This window comes from Streptomyces sp. NPDC097129 (genome assembly GCF_055668065.1).
In genome coordinates this window covers 506,940-520,927 of the sequence record NZ_JBVOQE010000003.1, presented here as the reverse complement: position 1 = coordinate 520,927, position 13,988 = coordinate 506,940, and the positions used below count along the sequence as shown (strand labels likewise).

Sequence of the window (13,988 nt, the reverse complement as noted above, 5' to 3'; positions counted from 1 at the left end):
GACGCGCATTTGACAGTGCCCTGACCGCCTGGATAGGAAGCAGCTCTCAGAAGTCGAGAGGTGGACTGTGTACGAGCCGAACGTGGTCGGGGACTGGCACGAGTACGAAGAGCATGCCGGTCTGCGCGTCCGCGTCCACCGTCTGGAGCAGGCCGAGCCGCCGCGCGGACGGGACGACGCGGCCGAGGGGCTGACGTACTTCGCGCTGCGGGTCACGGTCGAGAACCGCGGACCCGAGCGGTTCGGCGTCCACCTCGAGGACGGCCAGATCGACGTGCGCGTCGGGCCCGACGGCGAGGGCGCCTTCATCGACTGGCGCAACTCGCAGTTCATCGAGGGCTTCGACGTCTACCCGCTGCGCCGGGTCACCGCCGTGCTGTACGCCGCCGCACCCGAGGACGCCCTGCGCCAGGTGGACGTCCAGGTCCAGCTGCGCGTCGACGAGGAGTGGGCCGAGCGCCGGATGTGGAGCGGCGGCCTGGGCGTCCAGGCGCAGCCCTCCCACGTCCCGGCCGGCGCGGGCCGGGACTGCCTGGCCCACCAGGTCAGCACCTTCCTGCGCGACCAGGCCGAAGAGGGCACCGCCTGACACCCGGGCCGACGGCCCGCACGTGCGACGGCGCCCACTCGGTGCACCCTGCTGTTCAGCAGCACGGTGCTGTTCAGTACACCGTGCTTCAGTACACCGTGCTGTTCAGTGCGCGATGCCGTCGATGATCTCGCGGGCGCCCTGCCGCAGCAGCGCCACCGCCACCGATGTGCCCAGCGTGGCCGGGTCCAGCCGCCCGGCCCACTCGTGGGCGTTCAGGCGGGTCTTGCCGTCCGGGGTGAAGACGCAGGCACGCAGGGAGAGTTCGCCGCCGCGGTCCACGCGGGCGAAGCCGGCGATCGGGCTGTTGCAGTGGCCCTGCAGCACATGCAGGAACATCCGCTCCGCCGTCGCCTCCCGGTGCGTGGCGGGATCGCCGAGCGCGCTGACGGCGTCGATGACGTCGCCGTCGTCCTGCCGGCACTGCAGGGCGAGGATGCCCGCGCCGATCGGCGGCATCATCACGTCGGGGGAGAGCACCTCGCTGATGACGTCCGGGCGCCCGATGCGCTCCAGGCCCGACACGGCCAGCAGCAGCGCGTCGGCGTCCCCGGCCGCCAGCTTCTCCAGCCGCCGGTTGGCGTTGCCGCGGAACGGAACGCACGTCAGATGCGGGTGGGTGGCCGCCAGTTGGGCGATCCGGCGGACCGACGACGTCCCGACGCGGGTGCCCGCCCGGAGTTCGTCGAGGGTGAGCCCGCCCGGGTGCACGAGGGCGTCGCGGATGTCGTCGCGCTTCAGGAACGCGGCGAAGACGGTCCCGGCCGGCAGCGGCCGGTCCGCGGGCACGTCCTTCACGCAGTGCACCGCGAGGTCGGCCTCCCCGGCCAGCAGCGCCGCGTCGACCTCCTTGGTGAAGGCGCCCTTGCCCTCGACCTGGGACAGATCGCCGAGCCATTTGTCGCCGGTGGTCTTCACGGGTACGACCTCGGTGCGCACTCCGGGGTGCAGGGCTGCCAACTCGGCGCGGACGCGCTCCACTTGGGCCAGAGCCATCGGTGAGTCGCGGGAGACGATGCGGATCAGTTCCGGAACGGACATGCGGTCACGATAGACCCTCCCCGCCGATCGGCGCGCCACCTGCGGGGCGCTCGCCGGCGCGGGCGAGGACCGCGTCCCGTGGAAGCGAAGGACTCTCGTCAGGACAGCGGCTCGCTGAGCTCGACGGCGCGCAGCGCGGCGGCCAGGGCCTGCTCGTCGCCGACGTCCAGGGCGGTGTCGGTCAGCTTGATCACGTGCTCGTCGCCGTGCGCGAGCGCCCGCTCCACCACGTCCTCGGCCGTGAGGGCGCCCGGCGCGTCCCAGGGGACCGGCTCGGCCGGCGCGTACATGGCGGTGACCGCCGCGGACGCCGTCCACGCGGCGTGCAGGCTGGGCGCCCACAGCTCCCGCGGCAGCGCCTGAAGCGTGCGCAGTACGGCGTTGGGCGCGGTCGCCGCGTGCACCAGCATGGTCTCCTCGCCGTGCCCGTGGGTGGCGTACCGGTGCGTGGCGGCGCCGACGAGTTCCGTGAGCCGGGCGCGGGCCGTGTCGGGATCGGTCACGTCCTGCGCCCAGCCGGGCAGCCGCCGTACGGCCGCCAGCCGGGCCGGGAAGCCGCCCTCGGCCCCCTCGGCCGGCGGCACCGCGTCGAGCGTGAGCGCCGCGCTGCCGGCGCCGGGCACCGTGACGATGCCGTCCACGGCGCGGTGGCGGGCCGCCCAGTAGCCGAGGGCGTGGGCGAGTTCGGTGCGCCGGGGCGCGTTCTCCTCCCGGCCGAGGGCGCGGACGGCGTGGCCGACCCGGATCACCGGGTGCGTCGAGGCGCCGTACAGGCCGGGCAGCAGGCGCGGCCACCACTCGGCGAGGACGGCGCGCCACGGCCGCTCGGCGAGCGTGCGGGAGAAATGGCCGATCCAGTCGGCCGCCCGCCGCTGATCGCCCAGCGCCTCGCGCCAGTTGTCGTCCGTGACGCGGGCGAACGGGGCGGGGAAGTCCTCCAGTTTGTGGCGGTAGAGGTCCAGCCAGCGGTGGACGGCCCCGGCCCGGCCGCGCGCGGTCAGCGCCTCGACCACCATGGGGGCGTGGTTGGTGAGCCGCCCCAGCCGCTCCGGACCGGTGCCGTGCAGCCGTTCGAGCGCCTCGTCGAGTTCTCCGGTGCTGTCGTTCGCGGTCATGACGCGGACGCTACGCCGCGCCCCCCGCCCGCGGATCGGCCTGCGGTCCGAAGCCGGCCCCGGCGGGGGTCTTAGGCCCCCGCCCACGGCGACTGGCTGAACGACCTCGTCGCGCGGGGACTGCTTCTCGCGGCCGAGCGGCAAGTGCCGTTGACGGGTGGCGTCTACCTCGCCGCCTCCATGCCCGCCGAGGAGCTCGACCGGATCCTGGCCACCGATCCCTATCTGCTCGGCGGCGTCGCCGCGCACCATGTCGTGGAGTTCGTTCCCCTGCTGGTCGCACCCGGTCTGGAGGGCCTCAAGGCCGGGGCATGAGCGGAACGCGGCGGCTCTCGGCCGTCAGGCGTTCGGGTCGAAGGGGAGGCCGGCGGGCTCGGCCGAGGCCAGGTGGGAGGCGAAACTTCCGTCCTTCAGGCCGAAGTGGGCGCTGCCGAAGTCGTAGGCGCTCAGCTTCTCCCGGATGCCCGGCGGGTAGCCGTTCCAGCCGACGAGCGGCGGGTACTGCCAGGTGTGCTGGTGGTTCTCCGGCGGCTCGTCGTTGGCGTTGGCCAGGCGGAAGCAGTGCGTGCCGATGCCGTCCTTGTGATAGACGACCTTCGGGTGGGTGCCCTCGAAGCGGACCTCGGACGCCGCGTGCACGGTGAACGAGCCGTGGTTGGACGTCGAGACGTACTTGACCTGGTTGTCCTGCACCCACACGGCCACGTGTTCCCAGTCGTGGCGGTGTCCGCCGAGGCTGCTGCCGGGCAGCGCCTGGTCCTTCTCGAAGTACAGCCCGTAGAGGATGACGCACCAGCCGTTGTTGCACCGGGAGCGGGAGTAGCCGTTGGTGTTGTCCAGGTCGGCGGCGTCGTGGCAGTTGCCGTTGAGGGCGCCGGCCGGATTGAGCCCGCCGTTGACGGTGCCGTCCGGGCCGATGGCCGGCGTGGGGTAGCAGCCGTCGGTGTCGTAGTCGAAAGCGGGCTGATAGGTGCGCTCCAGGCTGTCGGCGTCGGCCGGAAGGGCCTGCGGCGGGGCGGCGAAGGCGGTGGTGGGGACGGCGACGACGAGCGCGAGCGCGGCGCCGAGTCCCGTGAGCCATCTCCTGCGGTGGGCCTTGAACGTCACGGTGTCCTCCTCCTGGCGCGGGTGTGGCCGGGCGGCTGTGGGGGCGTTCAGCGTCCCGCGTTTTACATGTCCGCGCCAAGGGGGCCCAGGTGTGTCACCGGTGAAGTCCAGCCGAACACAAGGATCATGAGGAGGCGTCGGGCAGATCGGCGGACGACTCCTCGGGCGTGAGGTCCTGCCGCAGCCGCAGCCACGACGGCTGGCGCAGCATCCCCGCCCGGGTCCGGGTGCTGTAGCGCACCTCCCCGACCAGCCGGGGCAGCACCCACTGCGCGCCCGCCACCCGCGGGTCGGGTGTGAACGGGCAGGCGCCGCTCGCCGACTCGGCCAGCAGACCGGCCAGATGGGTCCGCTCCTGCTCGCTCCAGCCGGTGCCCACCCCGCCCACGTACCGCAGCGCGCCGGCCGCGTCGCGCTGGCCGACCAGCACCGCACCCGGCAGTCCCGACAGCCGTCCCTTGCCCGGCAGCCAGCCACCGACGATCACGTCGACGCCGTGCATGTTGCGGATCTTGATCCAGGCGCGGGAGCGCACTCCCGGCTCGTACACCGAGTCCAGGCGCTTGCACACCAGGCCCTCCAGGCCGTGCTCCCGGGTCGCCGCCAGCGCCTCGGCGCCGTGGCCGACGAGCGCCGCCGGAGTCGACCAGTACGGCCCCCGCAGAGCGAGCCCCTCCAGCCGCGCGCGCCGCTCCCGGTACGGCAGGGCGAGCAGCGAGCGGCCGGCGAGGTGCAATACGTCGAACACGACGAGGTGGACGGGCTGCTCGGCCGCCCGGCGCGCCGCGCGGGCCGGGGCGTGGGCGAGCCCCATCCGGGACTGCAGCAGCTGGAAGTCCGCCCGGCCCCGCGCGTCCAGGGCCAGCACCTCCCCGTCGAGGACGGCCGGGGTGCCGCCGAGGGCGTCGCCCAGCGCGCGCAGCTCCGGGTAGGCGCCGGTGATGACCTCCCCGGAGCGGGCCCGCAGCACCACCGTGCCGTCACCGGCCAGGTAGACCACGACCCGCTGCCCGTCCTGCTTCGTCTCGTACGCCCAGCGGGCGTCCTGTGAGGCGGGCGGGAGGGTGCCCGGTGTGGCGAGCATGGGAACGATCAGCGGCAGAGTCACGTCCTGAAAGGTGGACGCGGGGGCGGTGGGTCACGCGCGGTGGTTCCGGGGTTCGCCTGAACGGACCGGTTTCCGGGTGAGTGCGGAGGGCTGCGCCGGCACGGTGGGAATTACTGCCGGCACGGTAGGAATTACTTGAGTTACGCAACGATATGGTAACGTGGGTCCATGGCAACATCACCGCTTCCCGCCGCCCCCGCTGCCTCACCGGAAGTCGCCGAGATCGAGCGCGCGCTGAACCGGATCACCTATCTCAGCACCCGGGCGCGGCAGCACGAGCGGCTGATGGCCCTGGCGGGCGTGCCGCTGGACCGGGCCGCGGTGGCGTTGCTGCGGCAGGTCGCCGACTCCGAGCCGCTGCGCTCGGGGGAGCTGGCCAATCGGCTCGGTGTGGAGGCCTCGCACGTCACGCGTACCGTGCAGCAGCTGCAGAAGTCCGGGTACGTCACGCGGGTGCCCGACCCCGACGACGGGCGCGCCCAGCGGATTCAGCTCACGGAGGCGGGGCGCCGTGCGGTGGACGCCGTCCGGGAGGCGGGGGCACGCGGGATGCAGCTCGCGCTGGCCGAGTGGTCCACGGAGGATCTGCGGCAGCTCGCCACGCTGTTCCATCGCATGGTCGACGACTTCTTGGCTCGGGCCGCGGTGGTGGAGGCGGAGGGGGACGTCTGATCGTCCGCGCCCGCACCCGAAAGACGTCCCGGCACCGCAGCCGCAACACGCCGGCACCTTTCGGCACCGCAGCCGACAGCACCGGCACCGGCACCTGAAACACGACTCTGCGCCGCAGGCACACCGTTCCCCCGAGCTGTCGCGCTCGCCTACTCTCCAGTAATATCGCGCGCCTGGTCATCCTCAGGAGGAACCGTGTCCGAACGCTCACCCCTGCTGCTCGCCGGTCTGCTGGCGACGGCGGGTGTCGCCCACTTCGCCGCGCCCCAGTCGTTCGACGCGACCATCCCGCGGGCCCTCCCCGGGTCGCCGCGTACCTGGACGTACGCCAGTGGCGCCGCCGAACTGGCCCTCGCGGCGGGTCTGGCCGTTCCGCGCACCCGGCGGACCGCCGCGCTGGCGGCGGCCGCGTTCTTCGTCGGGGTGTTTCCGGCGAACGTGAAGATGGCCGTCGACTGGCGCCGGCGTCCGGCCCCGCAGAGGACGGCGGCCCTCGCGCGGCTGCCGCTGCAAGTGCCCCTCGTGTGGTGGGCGCGTGGCGTCGCGCGCGCTGCGGAGGCGCGGTCGTGAGCAGCGGCCTGATCGTCGGCGACCGGGTCGAGGACTTCGCGCTGCCCGACGAGACGGGCACCCTTCGGCGGCTGAGCGAACTGCTGGCGGACGGGCCGGTCGTGCTCTTCTTCTACCCGGCCGCGCTCACCCCCGGCTGTACCGCCGAGGCCTGCCACTTCCGGGACCTGGCCGCCGAGTTCGCGGCCGTCGGGGCCCGTGCGGTGGGGATCAGCGGTGACGCCGTGGACCGTCAGCAGGAGTTCGCCGCGCGTCATGCGCTGGGTGTGCCGCTGCTGTCGGATGCCGACGGCGCGGTGCGTGAGCGGTTCGGTGTCAAGCGTGGGTTCTCCCTCGCACCCACCAAACGGGTCACGTTCGTCATCGCCGAGGACCGTACCGTCCTGGAGGTCGTGCGCAGCGAACTGCGCATGAACACGCACGCGGACCGGGCGCTGGCCGCGCTGCGCAAGCACCGGGAGTGACGGCTCACCCGTCCGCGGCGACCTGGGCCAGGGTCCGGCCGGTGCGTACCGAACGGGCGCGGCGCGGGTCGGGCGTGCCCCGGCCGGGTGTTCTGTGCCCGGCCTTCACCAGCAGCCAGTCGCCGTCCCGGAACCGGGTGAGCGCGTACTCGCCGTGCAGCTTGCTGCCCTTCAGCCGGAACGTGGCGTGCCCGCGCTCCAGCGATTCGGCGAAATCGACGGGGCGGCCGCGGCGGTCGTGGCTCAGCGGTTCGTAGGTGCCGGCGTCCCAGACGATCACCGTGCCGCCGCCGTACTCGCCCTTCGGGATCACGCCCTCGAAGTCCTCGTACTCCAGCGGGTGGTCCTCGGTGGGCACGGCCAGCCGCTTGTCGTGCGGGTCGCCGGACGGCCCCTTCGGCACCGACCAGGACTTCAGCACATCGCCGACCTGCAGCCGGAAGTCGAAATGCATCCGGCGCGCGTCGTGGATCTGCACGACGAACCGTGGCTCGGCGCCCCCGGCCGCCGTGCGGCCCTCGGGCTCCGAGGTGCGGGCGAAGTCGCGCTTGGCGTGGTAGTCCCGCAAGCGCTCCATCGTTCCTCCTTCCGACGGGAGCGACGGGTACCCGCGCGGAGGCTCAGAACTCCTCGTGGGTCTCCGGGTCGCCGCCGAGCCGGCGCGGGCTGTGGTGGTGCCCGACGGCCTTCATCTCCTCGGCGTCCAGTTCGAAGCCGAAGACGTCCAGATTGTCCCGCTGGCGTGCGTGGTCGGCGGACTTCGGGATCGGCACCGCGCCGAGCTGGACGTGCCAGCGCAGGACGACCTGGCCGGGTGATACGCCGTACTTGCGGGCGATGGCGGCGGTCCTCGGGTCGTCCAGCAGATGACTGCCCCGGCCGAGCGGGCTCCAGCTCTCGGTGACGACACCCTTGTCCGCGTGGAAGACGCGCAGCTCCGGCTGCGGGAAGAGGGGATGCAGCTCGATCTGGTTCACGCTCGGCAGGACCCCGGTCTCCTTCTCCAGGCGCGTGATGTGCTCCGCGGTGAAGTTGGAGACGCCGATCGAGCGGACCAGGCCGTCCTCCCGCAGTTTGATCATCGCCCGCCAGGAGTCGACGTACTTGTCGAGTCGGGGGAGCGGCCAGTGGATCAGGTAGAGGTCCACATGGTCGAGGCCGAGGCGCCGGCGGGACTCCTCGAAGGAGGCGAGGGTCTCCTCGTAGCCATGATGGCGGCCGGGCAGCTTCGTCGTCACCACCACTTCCTCGCGGGGCACGCCGCTGCCCGCGATGCCGCGGCCCACGCCGGTCTCGTTGCCGTAGTTCGCGGCGGTGTCCACCAGCCGGTAGCCGAGGCCCAGCGCGCCGCGCACGGCCTGCTCGGCGAGGGCGTCGTCCATGGGCCAGGTGCCGAGCCCCAGGGCGGGGATCACCAGGCCGTCGTTGAGGGTGTACGTCGGGATGTCGCTCATGGGTCGCACCTTCCCCTCGGCTGTGTCGTCCCACCAGCGTCGCGGATAGGGTGAGCAGTGATCAACCGGACCGGGTGGGGATGAGGACAGCGGACGGCATGGGCGGCACCGAGGAACAGCGCCCCGCGGGCACACGTCCCACGTCACGGGACGTGGCGCGGCTCGCCGGGGTGTCGCACACCGCGGTGTCCTTCGTCTTCAACGGCCGCGCCGAGGGCAACCTCTCACCCGCCACCCAGGAACGCATCCGGCAGGCCGCGGCCCAGCTCGGCTACCGGCCCGACCCCGTGGCGCGCGGCCTGCGCCGCCGCCGTACCGCTGTGATCGGGCTGGTCACCGACGAGATCGCCTCCTCGCCGTTCGCCGGGCGGCTGCTGCGCGGCGCCATGGAGACCGCGTGGGACCGGGAGCACCTGGTCCTCACCGTCGACTCCGGCGGCGACCCGGCCAAGGAGGACGCGGCCGTCGCCGAGCTGCTCGACCGGCGCGTGGACGGCATCATCTACGCGGCGATGTCCCTGCGCCGGGTCCGGATCCCCGAGGGTCTGCACCGCACCCACTCCGTGCTGGCCAACTGCCTGCCCGAGGACGACTCGCTGCCCGCCGTCATCCCCGCCGAACGCGCGGGCGGCCGTACGGCGGCCCGGCTGCTGCTGGACCAGGGGCACCGGCGCCTCGCCCACGTCGGCGGCCTCGACGACATCGCCTCCGTGGAGCGGCTGCGGGGCTTTCGCGACACCCTGCGCGCCGAGGGCATCACGGTCCCCAAGGAGTGGGTGGTGCGCACCGGAGGGGAGATCGCCGGCGGTCACGAGGGCGCCCTGCGGCTGCTTCAGGGTGTCGCGGCCGACCGCCGCCCCACCGGGATCTTCGCGTACAACGACCGGGTCGCGGCGGGCATCCTGCACGCCGCGACCCGGCTGGGGATCGATGTCCCCGGTCAGCTGTCGGTGGTCGGCTACGACGACCAGGAGCACATGGCCGCCTTTCTGACCCCCGCCCTGACGAGTGTCGCCCTCCCGCACCGGGAGATGGGCGAGGCCGCCGCCGAGTTGCTGCTGGACGCCATCGAGACGGGCCGTACACCGGCGGCGACGGTGCGGCGGATCGCGTGCCCGGTGGTCAGCCGTGCGTCGGTGGGACCTGCTCCCACCCGGTGACGACCGCGTCCTCCCCGGTGACGACCAGCTCGGGCACGTCGCCCGGACGCCGGTAGACGCGCTCGGTGGCCATGGCGCGGTCGTCGGCGAACAGCTCCAGCAGGGAGCCGTCGACCAGCACCCGGAACGTGCGGGCCGGGGTCCGCAGCACGACCGGCGCCGAGCCCTCCCGGCCCGCACGAGGCCAGGCCGAGCGGTCCAGGGTGAGCGTGCCGGCGGGCGGGTCCAGGTGGACCGTCAGCTCCTCGCCGGACGCCGAGCGCAGCAGCGACACGGTGACCGGGGCGCTCGCGGTGACCTCCAGGTCGTACGCCTCCGGCAGCGGCGCCCGGCCCGGGGCCGTCACGAACGGCTCGGGGGCGCGCAGCAGGGCCAGCTCCGGGGCGGGGGACAGGCGCACGGAGCCGTCCTCGGCCACGTCGAGGACCCGGGGCGCGGTGAGCACGCCGGCCCAGCCCGCGCGTTCCACCTCCGCCGCCTCCCGCGCCTCCCAGGACCAGCCCCACATCAGGGCACGGTCCGGCTCCTGCAGCACGGCGGGGGCGTAGAAGTCACGGCCCTGGTCGAGGCGGCCGCCCGTGCGGGCCTCGAAGCGCAGGCCGCCTTCGGCGTCGTCGAGCAGACGCCCCGTCAGGTATCCGGTGCTGCACGGGTCGCCGTCCCACAGGGACAGCACCAGCACCCACGCGCCGCCCGGGGTGAGGGCGAGCTGCGGACACTCCCAGCCCACGGCCCCGTCGCCGAACGCGTCCGCCGCGACCGGGTCGTCGCCGTCCAGCAGCACCCCGGCGAACCGCCACGCCGTCAGGTCGTCGCAGTCGTACAGCAGGACCGACGGCGTACCGTCGGCGTGGCCCGCGCCGACCAGTGCCCAGCGGTGGCCGGCGTGACGGAAGACGAACGGGTCGCGGAACATGACCACGTCCAGGCCCTCGGGCGGACCGGACAGCACGGGCTCCGGCAGTGCCTTCCACTCGGTGAGCGTGGCGTCGCCCGGGTCGGTGGCGCGGGCCAGGCAGACGGCGCCGAGGCCGGTGTGGTGGTTGTCGATCCCGGTGTACACGGCGGTCGGCACGCCGTCGTCGTCGACCACGCACCCCGACCAGCAGCCGGCCTCGTCGGGGCCGCCGGGGGCGGGGGCCAGCGCGATCGGGTGGTGGGTCCAGTGGGCCAGGTCAGGGCTGGAGGCGTGCCCCCAGTGGATGGAGCCGTGCACCGCAGCTTCGGGGTTGTGCTGGTAGAAGAGGTGGTAGCGGCCGCGCCAGTGGAAGGGCCCGTTGGGGTCGTTGACCCAGTGGGCGGGCGGACGGACCCGGAAGCGCGGGGCGTGGGCGAGGCTCAACGGTTGACTCCTGCGGAGGTGATGCCCTCACGGAGAGGGCGCTGGCCGACGAGGAACACGGCGACGGCCGGGATCATGGACAGCACGACTCCGGCGAGGACGACGGAGATCGAACCGGTGCCGAGGTTGCCCTGGAGGGAGACCAGGCCCAGCGGCAGCGTGTAGTTCTGGCTGGAGGTCTCCAGGATCAGCGGCCGGAAGAACTCGTTCCAGTGGTAGTTGAAGGCGAGGACGCCGACGATGGCGAGGCCGGGCGCGGCCAGCGGCGCGTACACGGACCGGAAGATCCGCCACGGGCCCGCGCCGTCCAGCATGGCCGCCTCGCCGAGGTCCTTCGGCATGCCGAGGAAGTACTGGCGCATCAGGAAGGTGCCGAACGCGGTCGGAAAGGCGGGGACGATCAGCCCGAGCAGCGTGTCGGTCAGGCCCATCGTCTTCAGGACCAGGAAGACCGGCACGATGGTCACCTGCAGCGGCACCATCATCGTCGCCAGGACCAGTCCGAACAGCGGCTTCTTAAAGCGGAATTCCAGACGCGCGAAGGCGTAGCCCGCCAGGCCCGCGGTGATCATCTGGCCGGCCGCGACCAGCGCCGTCACCAGCGTGGAGTTCAGCGCCAGCAGCCACACGTCGATCTGGTCGAACACCCCTCGGTACGCCTCGGCCGTGGGGTGCGCCGGGATGATCCGCGGCGGCAGGTCGAAGGACTCGGCAGGGGTGCGCAGCGAGGTGGAGACGGTCCAGATCACCGGGCCGAGCGTCAGCAGCGCGCACAGCGTCAGGGCGGCGATGCGCGCCCACGGCGCGAGAAAGGTGCGGGTACGGCTCAGGGGCGGGGTCGCTTGGCTCATGTCGCTCACCGGGCTCACTGGTAGTGGACGAAACGCCGGCTGAGCCGGAACTGGAGGGCGGTGACCGCCATGATCAGCACGAACAGCAGCACGCCCACCGCGGACGCCTCACCGAAGCGCAGCTGCTCGAACGCGGTCTCGTAGATGACCATCACGACCGTGCGGGTGGAGTCGCCGGGGCCGCCGTTCGTCAGCACGTACGGCTGCTCGAAGACCTGGAGGGCGTTGATGATGCCCACCACGGACGCCACCAGCAGCGTCGGCGACAGCAGCGGCAGCGTGATGGCGAGGTGCTTGCGCAGGCCGGTAGCCCCGTCGAGGGCGGCCGCTTCGTGGACCTCCTTCGGGATGTTGTTCAGACCGCCCACGAACAGCAGGAACGAGAACCCGAACTGCTGCCACACATAGACGAGGATCACCGCCGCCATCGCCGCGTGCTCCGACGTCAGCCACGGCACCGGGGCGATCCCGATCAGCCCGAGCGCCCAGTTCACGACACCGAAGTCCTGGTTGAACAGGTACTTCATCACCACCGAGATCGACGCCGCCGACAGCACCAGCGGGAAGAAGAACGCCGAGCGGAACACCGAGCGCAGCCATGCGGGCATCCGTCCGTTCACCACGATCGCCAGCACCAGCGCGATCAGCAGTTGCAGGGCGACGGCCAGCACCATGAACACCAGCGTGTTGCGGAAGGACACCAGCACCGTCGAGTCACCGAACACCTCCCGGTAGTTGGCCGCTCCGGCGAAGCCCGGCGAGTCGATGACGTTCCAGCGGAACAGGCTCAGCACCACCGAGCCGGCGATCGGCACGACGGTGAAGACGACGATGCCGACGATCGTGGGCGCGAGGAACAGTGTGGCCAGCAGCCGTGTGCCGCGTTCGCGCCCGGCGGGCCGGCCCGACGCCGCGACGGGCGCCCCGGCCGTACGGCGCACCGGCCGCGTGGGCGGGAGCTGAGTGTTCGTCATATCGCACGCTCCATGGCCTTCTCCAGGTCGCCCTGCATCCGGCGCAGCGCGGGGCGCACCGCGCGCGGGGCGGACAGGGCCGTGCCGGTGTGCTTCAGCAGCACCTGCTCCACCTCGGCGACCTGCGGTGGCGCCGGGATCGGCCCGGTGCCGGGGAACCGGTCGAGGGTGTCGTAGAAGACCCGCCAGTTGGCCGGTCCCGTCTCGCGGTAGCGGTCGGCCGTCAGCATCGAGCGGCGGGCCGGGGTCGTCTGGTTGGTGCTGAACAGCCGGGTCAGGGTGTCGCGGCGGGCGGAGTACTTGATGAACTCCCATGCCTCGTCCTGCCGCCTGGACGTGCGCAGCATGGCGTAACCGGCCGCGCCGTACTGCATGCGGTGGGTACGCCAGCGCGGGAAGTACTGCGTGTCGAAGCCGTCCGGCCGCACCCCGGCCAGATGCAGGCCGCCCGCCCAGAAGCCGCCCGCGGGCGTGACGCCGACCCGGCCGGTGGAGAACACGCCGATCAGGTTCTGACCGTTGCCGCCCTCGGGGCGGCTGCACAGCCCGTCGCGCACCAGCGAGGCGAGGTAGTCGTACGTCTCCTCGACCCGGTCGGAGGTGGCCTGCGGGGTCCTCCAGCGGAAGCCGCCGCCGCGCCCGTGCCGCTGACCGGCCGGGTAGAAGGCGTTCCACAGCCAGTCGCCGCCCGGCGCCTTGGACTCGGTCAGCAGGTTGGTGCCGTTGGCGAACAGCCAGGGCACCACGCCGCCCCACAGCCGGTTGGTCCAGAAGTACGGCGTGAAGTGGGAGTCGCTCGCCCGCTTCATCCGGCGCAGCAGCGCGGTGAAGTCGTCCCGGGTCCACTCGGCGTCCGGGAGGTCGGCGCCGGCCCGCCGCAGCACCTGCGTGCTGAGATACATGTCGGCGGCGTTGAACTCGATCGGCAGCTGGTAGAGGCTCCCCTCGTACATCATCGACTCGACCAGCGAGGGGTGGACGTCGGCGAAGTACTCGCGCAGCTCGGCCGCGTCACGCTTCACCCAGCGGTCCAGCGCGACGCCGAGCCGCTGCGCGAACAGCTGCACGCCCTCGGTGGCGACATAGACCAGGTCGGGCGCGGTGCCCGCGGCGATCTGGGTGAGGATCTTGGCGAAGAAGTCCGACCAGTCCACGGCCTGTACGGCGTTGACGCGGACCTTGATGCCGGGATGCAGCCTGCGGAAGCCGTCCAGCAGGGTGCGCACGCCGTCCGGGGAGAACGCGGAGCCGAGGGTCGCGACGACGAGGGAGCCGTCGTCGCGGCCGGGGATGTCGGCTCCGGTGAGCCGGTCCCAGCTCGCGGCGGTACCGGCGACGGCAGCGGCGGCCGTGCCGTAGGCGCCGTACCGCAGCAGCGTGCGGCGGGGGAGGTGCGGGTCGGTCATCGAAGGGCCTAACTCGTGTTAGTCGAGCAGTGATGCCCAGATGATGAGAACCCGGTCAGGCCGCTGTCAAGACGGTTGCACGCCTTGACCTTTAACGAGTTAGGTCTACAGTCCTGGTCCCGTGAGCCGCCGTTT

General features: G+C 72.6%; 16 protein-coding genes. 6 read left to right on the top strand and 10 right to left on the bottom strand.

Annotation, left to right across the window (positions count from 1 at the left end):
• Positions 1–67 precede the first annotated feature (67 nt).
• Positions 68–589 (top strand): hypothetical protein, encoded by a 522-nt coding sequence (locus tag AC0B9F_RS13085; protein WP_472001830.1) that lies wholly within the window; start codon positions 68–70, stop codon positions 587–589.
• Positions 590–694: 105 nt separating this feature from the next.
• Here the strand turns inward: AC0B9F_RS13085 and hemC are convergent, their stop codons facing one another.
• On the bottom strand, positions 695–1,630 hold the full coding sequence (gene hemC / locus AC0B9F_RS13080; RefSeq protein ID WP_472001828.1) for a hydroxymethylbilane synthase: 936 nt from the start codon (positions 1,628–1,630) through the stop codon (positions 695–697).
• Between the two features lie 98 nt (positions 1,631–1,728).
• Positions 1,729–2,745 carry a questin oxidase family protein gene (locus AC0B9F_RS13075; protein WP_472001826.1) on the bottom strand — a complete coding sequence of 339 codons (1,017 nt, stop codon included), beginning with the start codon at positions 2,743–2,745 and terminating at the stop codon, positions 1,729–1,731.
• Positions 2,746–2,889: 144 nt separating this feature from the next.
• Between AC0B9F_RS13075 and AC0B9F_RS13070 the strand changes: the two genes are divergently transcribed.
• Positions 2,890–3,060, top strand: a complete 171-nt coding sequence (locus tag AC0B9F_RS13070; protein ID WP_472001824.1) for a YciI family protein — start codon at positions 2,890–2,892, stop codon at positions 3,058–3,060.
• 24 nt (positions 3,061–3,084) lie between these two features.
• Here the strand turns inward: AC0B9F_RS13070 and AC0B9F_RS13065 are convergent, their stop codons facing one another.
• Together AC0B9F_RS13065 and AC0B9F_RS13060 are read right to left on the bottom strand one after the other, a co-directional pair.
• On the bottom strand, positions 3,085–3,852 hold the full coding sequence (locus AC0B9F_RS13065; protein ID WP_472001822.1) for an NPP1 family protein: 768 nt from the start codon (positions 3,850–3,852) through the stop codon (positions 3,085–3,087).
• Positions 3,853–3,976: 124 nt separating this feature from the next.
• Positions 3,977–4,960 (bottom strand): ATP-dependent DNA ligase, encoded by a 984-nt coding sequence (locus tag AC0B9F_RS13060; RefSeq protein ID WP_472001820.1) that lies wholly within the window; start codon positions 4,958–4,960, stop codon positions 3,977–3,979.
• A 168-nt stretch (positions 4,961–5,128) separates the two neighbouring features.
• Here AC0B9F_RS13060 and AC0B9F_RS13055 point away from each other — a divergent pair, with 168 nt between their 5' ends.
• The 3 genes from AC0B9F_RS13055 to AC0B9F_RS13045 all read left to right on the top strand — a co-directional run bounded on the left by AC0B9F_RS13055 (position 5,129) and on the right by AC0B9F_RS13045 (position 6,666).
• The gene (locus AC0B9F_RS13055; protein ID WP_472001818.1) at positions 5,129–5,632 is read left to right on the top strand and encodes a MarR family winged helix-turn-helix transcriptional regulator; all 504 of its coding nucleotides are present in this window, start codon (positions 5,129–5,131) and stop codon (positions 5,630–5,632) included.
• A gap of 195 nt (positions 5,633–5,827) precedes the next feature.
• Positions 5,828–6,202, top strand: coding sequence for a DoxX family protein (locus AC0B9F_RS13050; RefSeq protein ID WP_472001816.1), 375 nt, complete (start codon positions 5,828–5,830; stop codon positions 6,200–6,202).
• Positions 6,199–6,666: a peroxiredoxin gene (locus AC0B9F_RS13045; RefSeq protein ID WP_472001814.1), complete on the top strand. Its 468-nt coding sequence runs from the start codon at positions 6,199–6,201 to the stop codon at positions 6,664–6,666. Before AC0B9F_RS13050 ends, AC0B9F_RS13045 begins: the two co-directional genes overlap by 4 nt.
• 4 nt (positions 6,667–6,670) lie before the next feature.
• Here AC0B9F_RS13045 and AC0B9F_RS13040 read toward each other — a convergent pair whose 3' ends face one another.
• Entirely contained in the window at positions 6,671–7,243 is a 573-nt protein-coding gene (locus AC0B9F_RS13040; protein ID WP_472001812.1) for a DNA polymerase ligase N-terminal domain-containing protein, read from the bottom strand.
• A gap of 43 nt (positions 7,244–7,286) precedes the next feature.
• Positions 7,287–8,120, bottom strand: coding sequence for an aldo/keto reductase (locus tag AC0B9F_RS13035; protein WP_472001810.1), 834 nt, complete (start codon positions 8,118–8,120; stop codon positions 7,287–7,289).
• Between the two features lie 98 nt (positions 8,121–8,218).
• On the opposite strand from AC0B9F_RS13035, the gene AC0B9F_RS13030 reads away from it, so the two are divergent.
• Positions 8,219–9,280, top strand: coding sequence for a LacI family DNA-binding transcriptional regulator (locus AC0B9F_RS13030; protein ID WP_472002145.1), 1,062 nt, complete (start codon positions 8,219–8,221; stop codon positions 9,278–9,280).
• On the opposite strand, the gene AC0B9F_RS13025 is transcribed toward AC0B9F_RS13030, so the two are convergent.
• Genes AC0B9F_RS13025 through AC0B9F_RS13010 form a run of 4 tightly spaced genes read right to left on the bottom strand, consistent with a single transcriptional unit; the run spans position 9,243 to position 13,853 of the window.
• Complete coding sequence (locus AC0B9F_RS13025) at positions 9,243–10,622, bottom strand: glycoside hydrolase family 32 protein (RefSeq protein ID WP_472001808.1); 1,380 nt, start codon at positions 10,620–10,622, stop codon at positions 9,243–9,245. The genes AC0B9F_RS13030 and AC0B9F_RS13025 overlap by 38 nt on opposite strands.
• Entirely contained in the window at positions 10,619–11,473 is an 855-nt protein-coding gene (locus AC0B9F_RS13020; protein WP_472001806.1) for a carbohydrate ABC transporter permease, read from the bottom strand. The genes AC0B9F_RS13025 and AC0B9F_RS13020 overlap by 4 nt, the downstream gene beginning before the upstream one ends.
• Before the next feature lie 14 nt (positions 11,474–11,487).
• Positions 11,488–12,447, bottom strand: a complete 960-nt coding sequence (locus tag AC0B9F_RS13015; protein ID WP_472001804.1) for a carbohydrate ABC transporter permease — start codon at positions 12,445–12,447, stop codon at positions 11,488–11,490.
• A complete protein-coding gene (locus tag AC0B9F_RS13010; RefSeq protein WP_472001802.1) occupies positions 12,444–13,853 on the bottom strand; it encodes an extracellular solute-binding protein in 1,410 nt (469 codons plus the stop codon). The genes AC0B9F_RS13015 and AC0B9F_RS13010 overlap by 4 nt, the downstream gene beginning before the upstream one ends.
• Positions 13,854–13,988 lie beyond the last annotated feature (135 nt).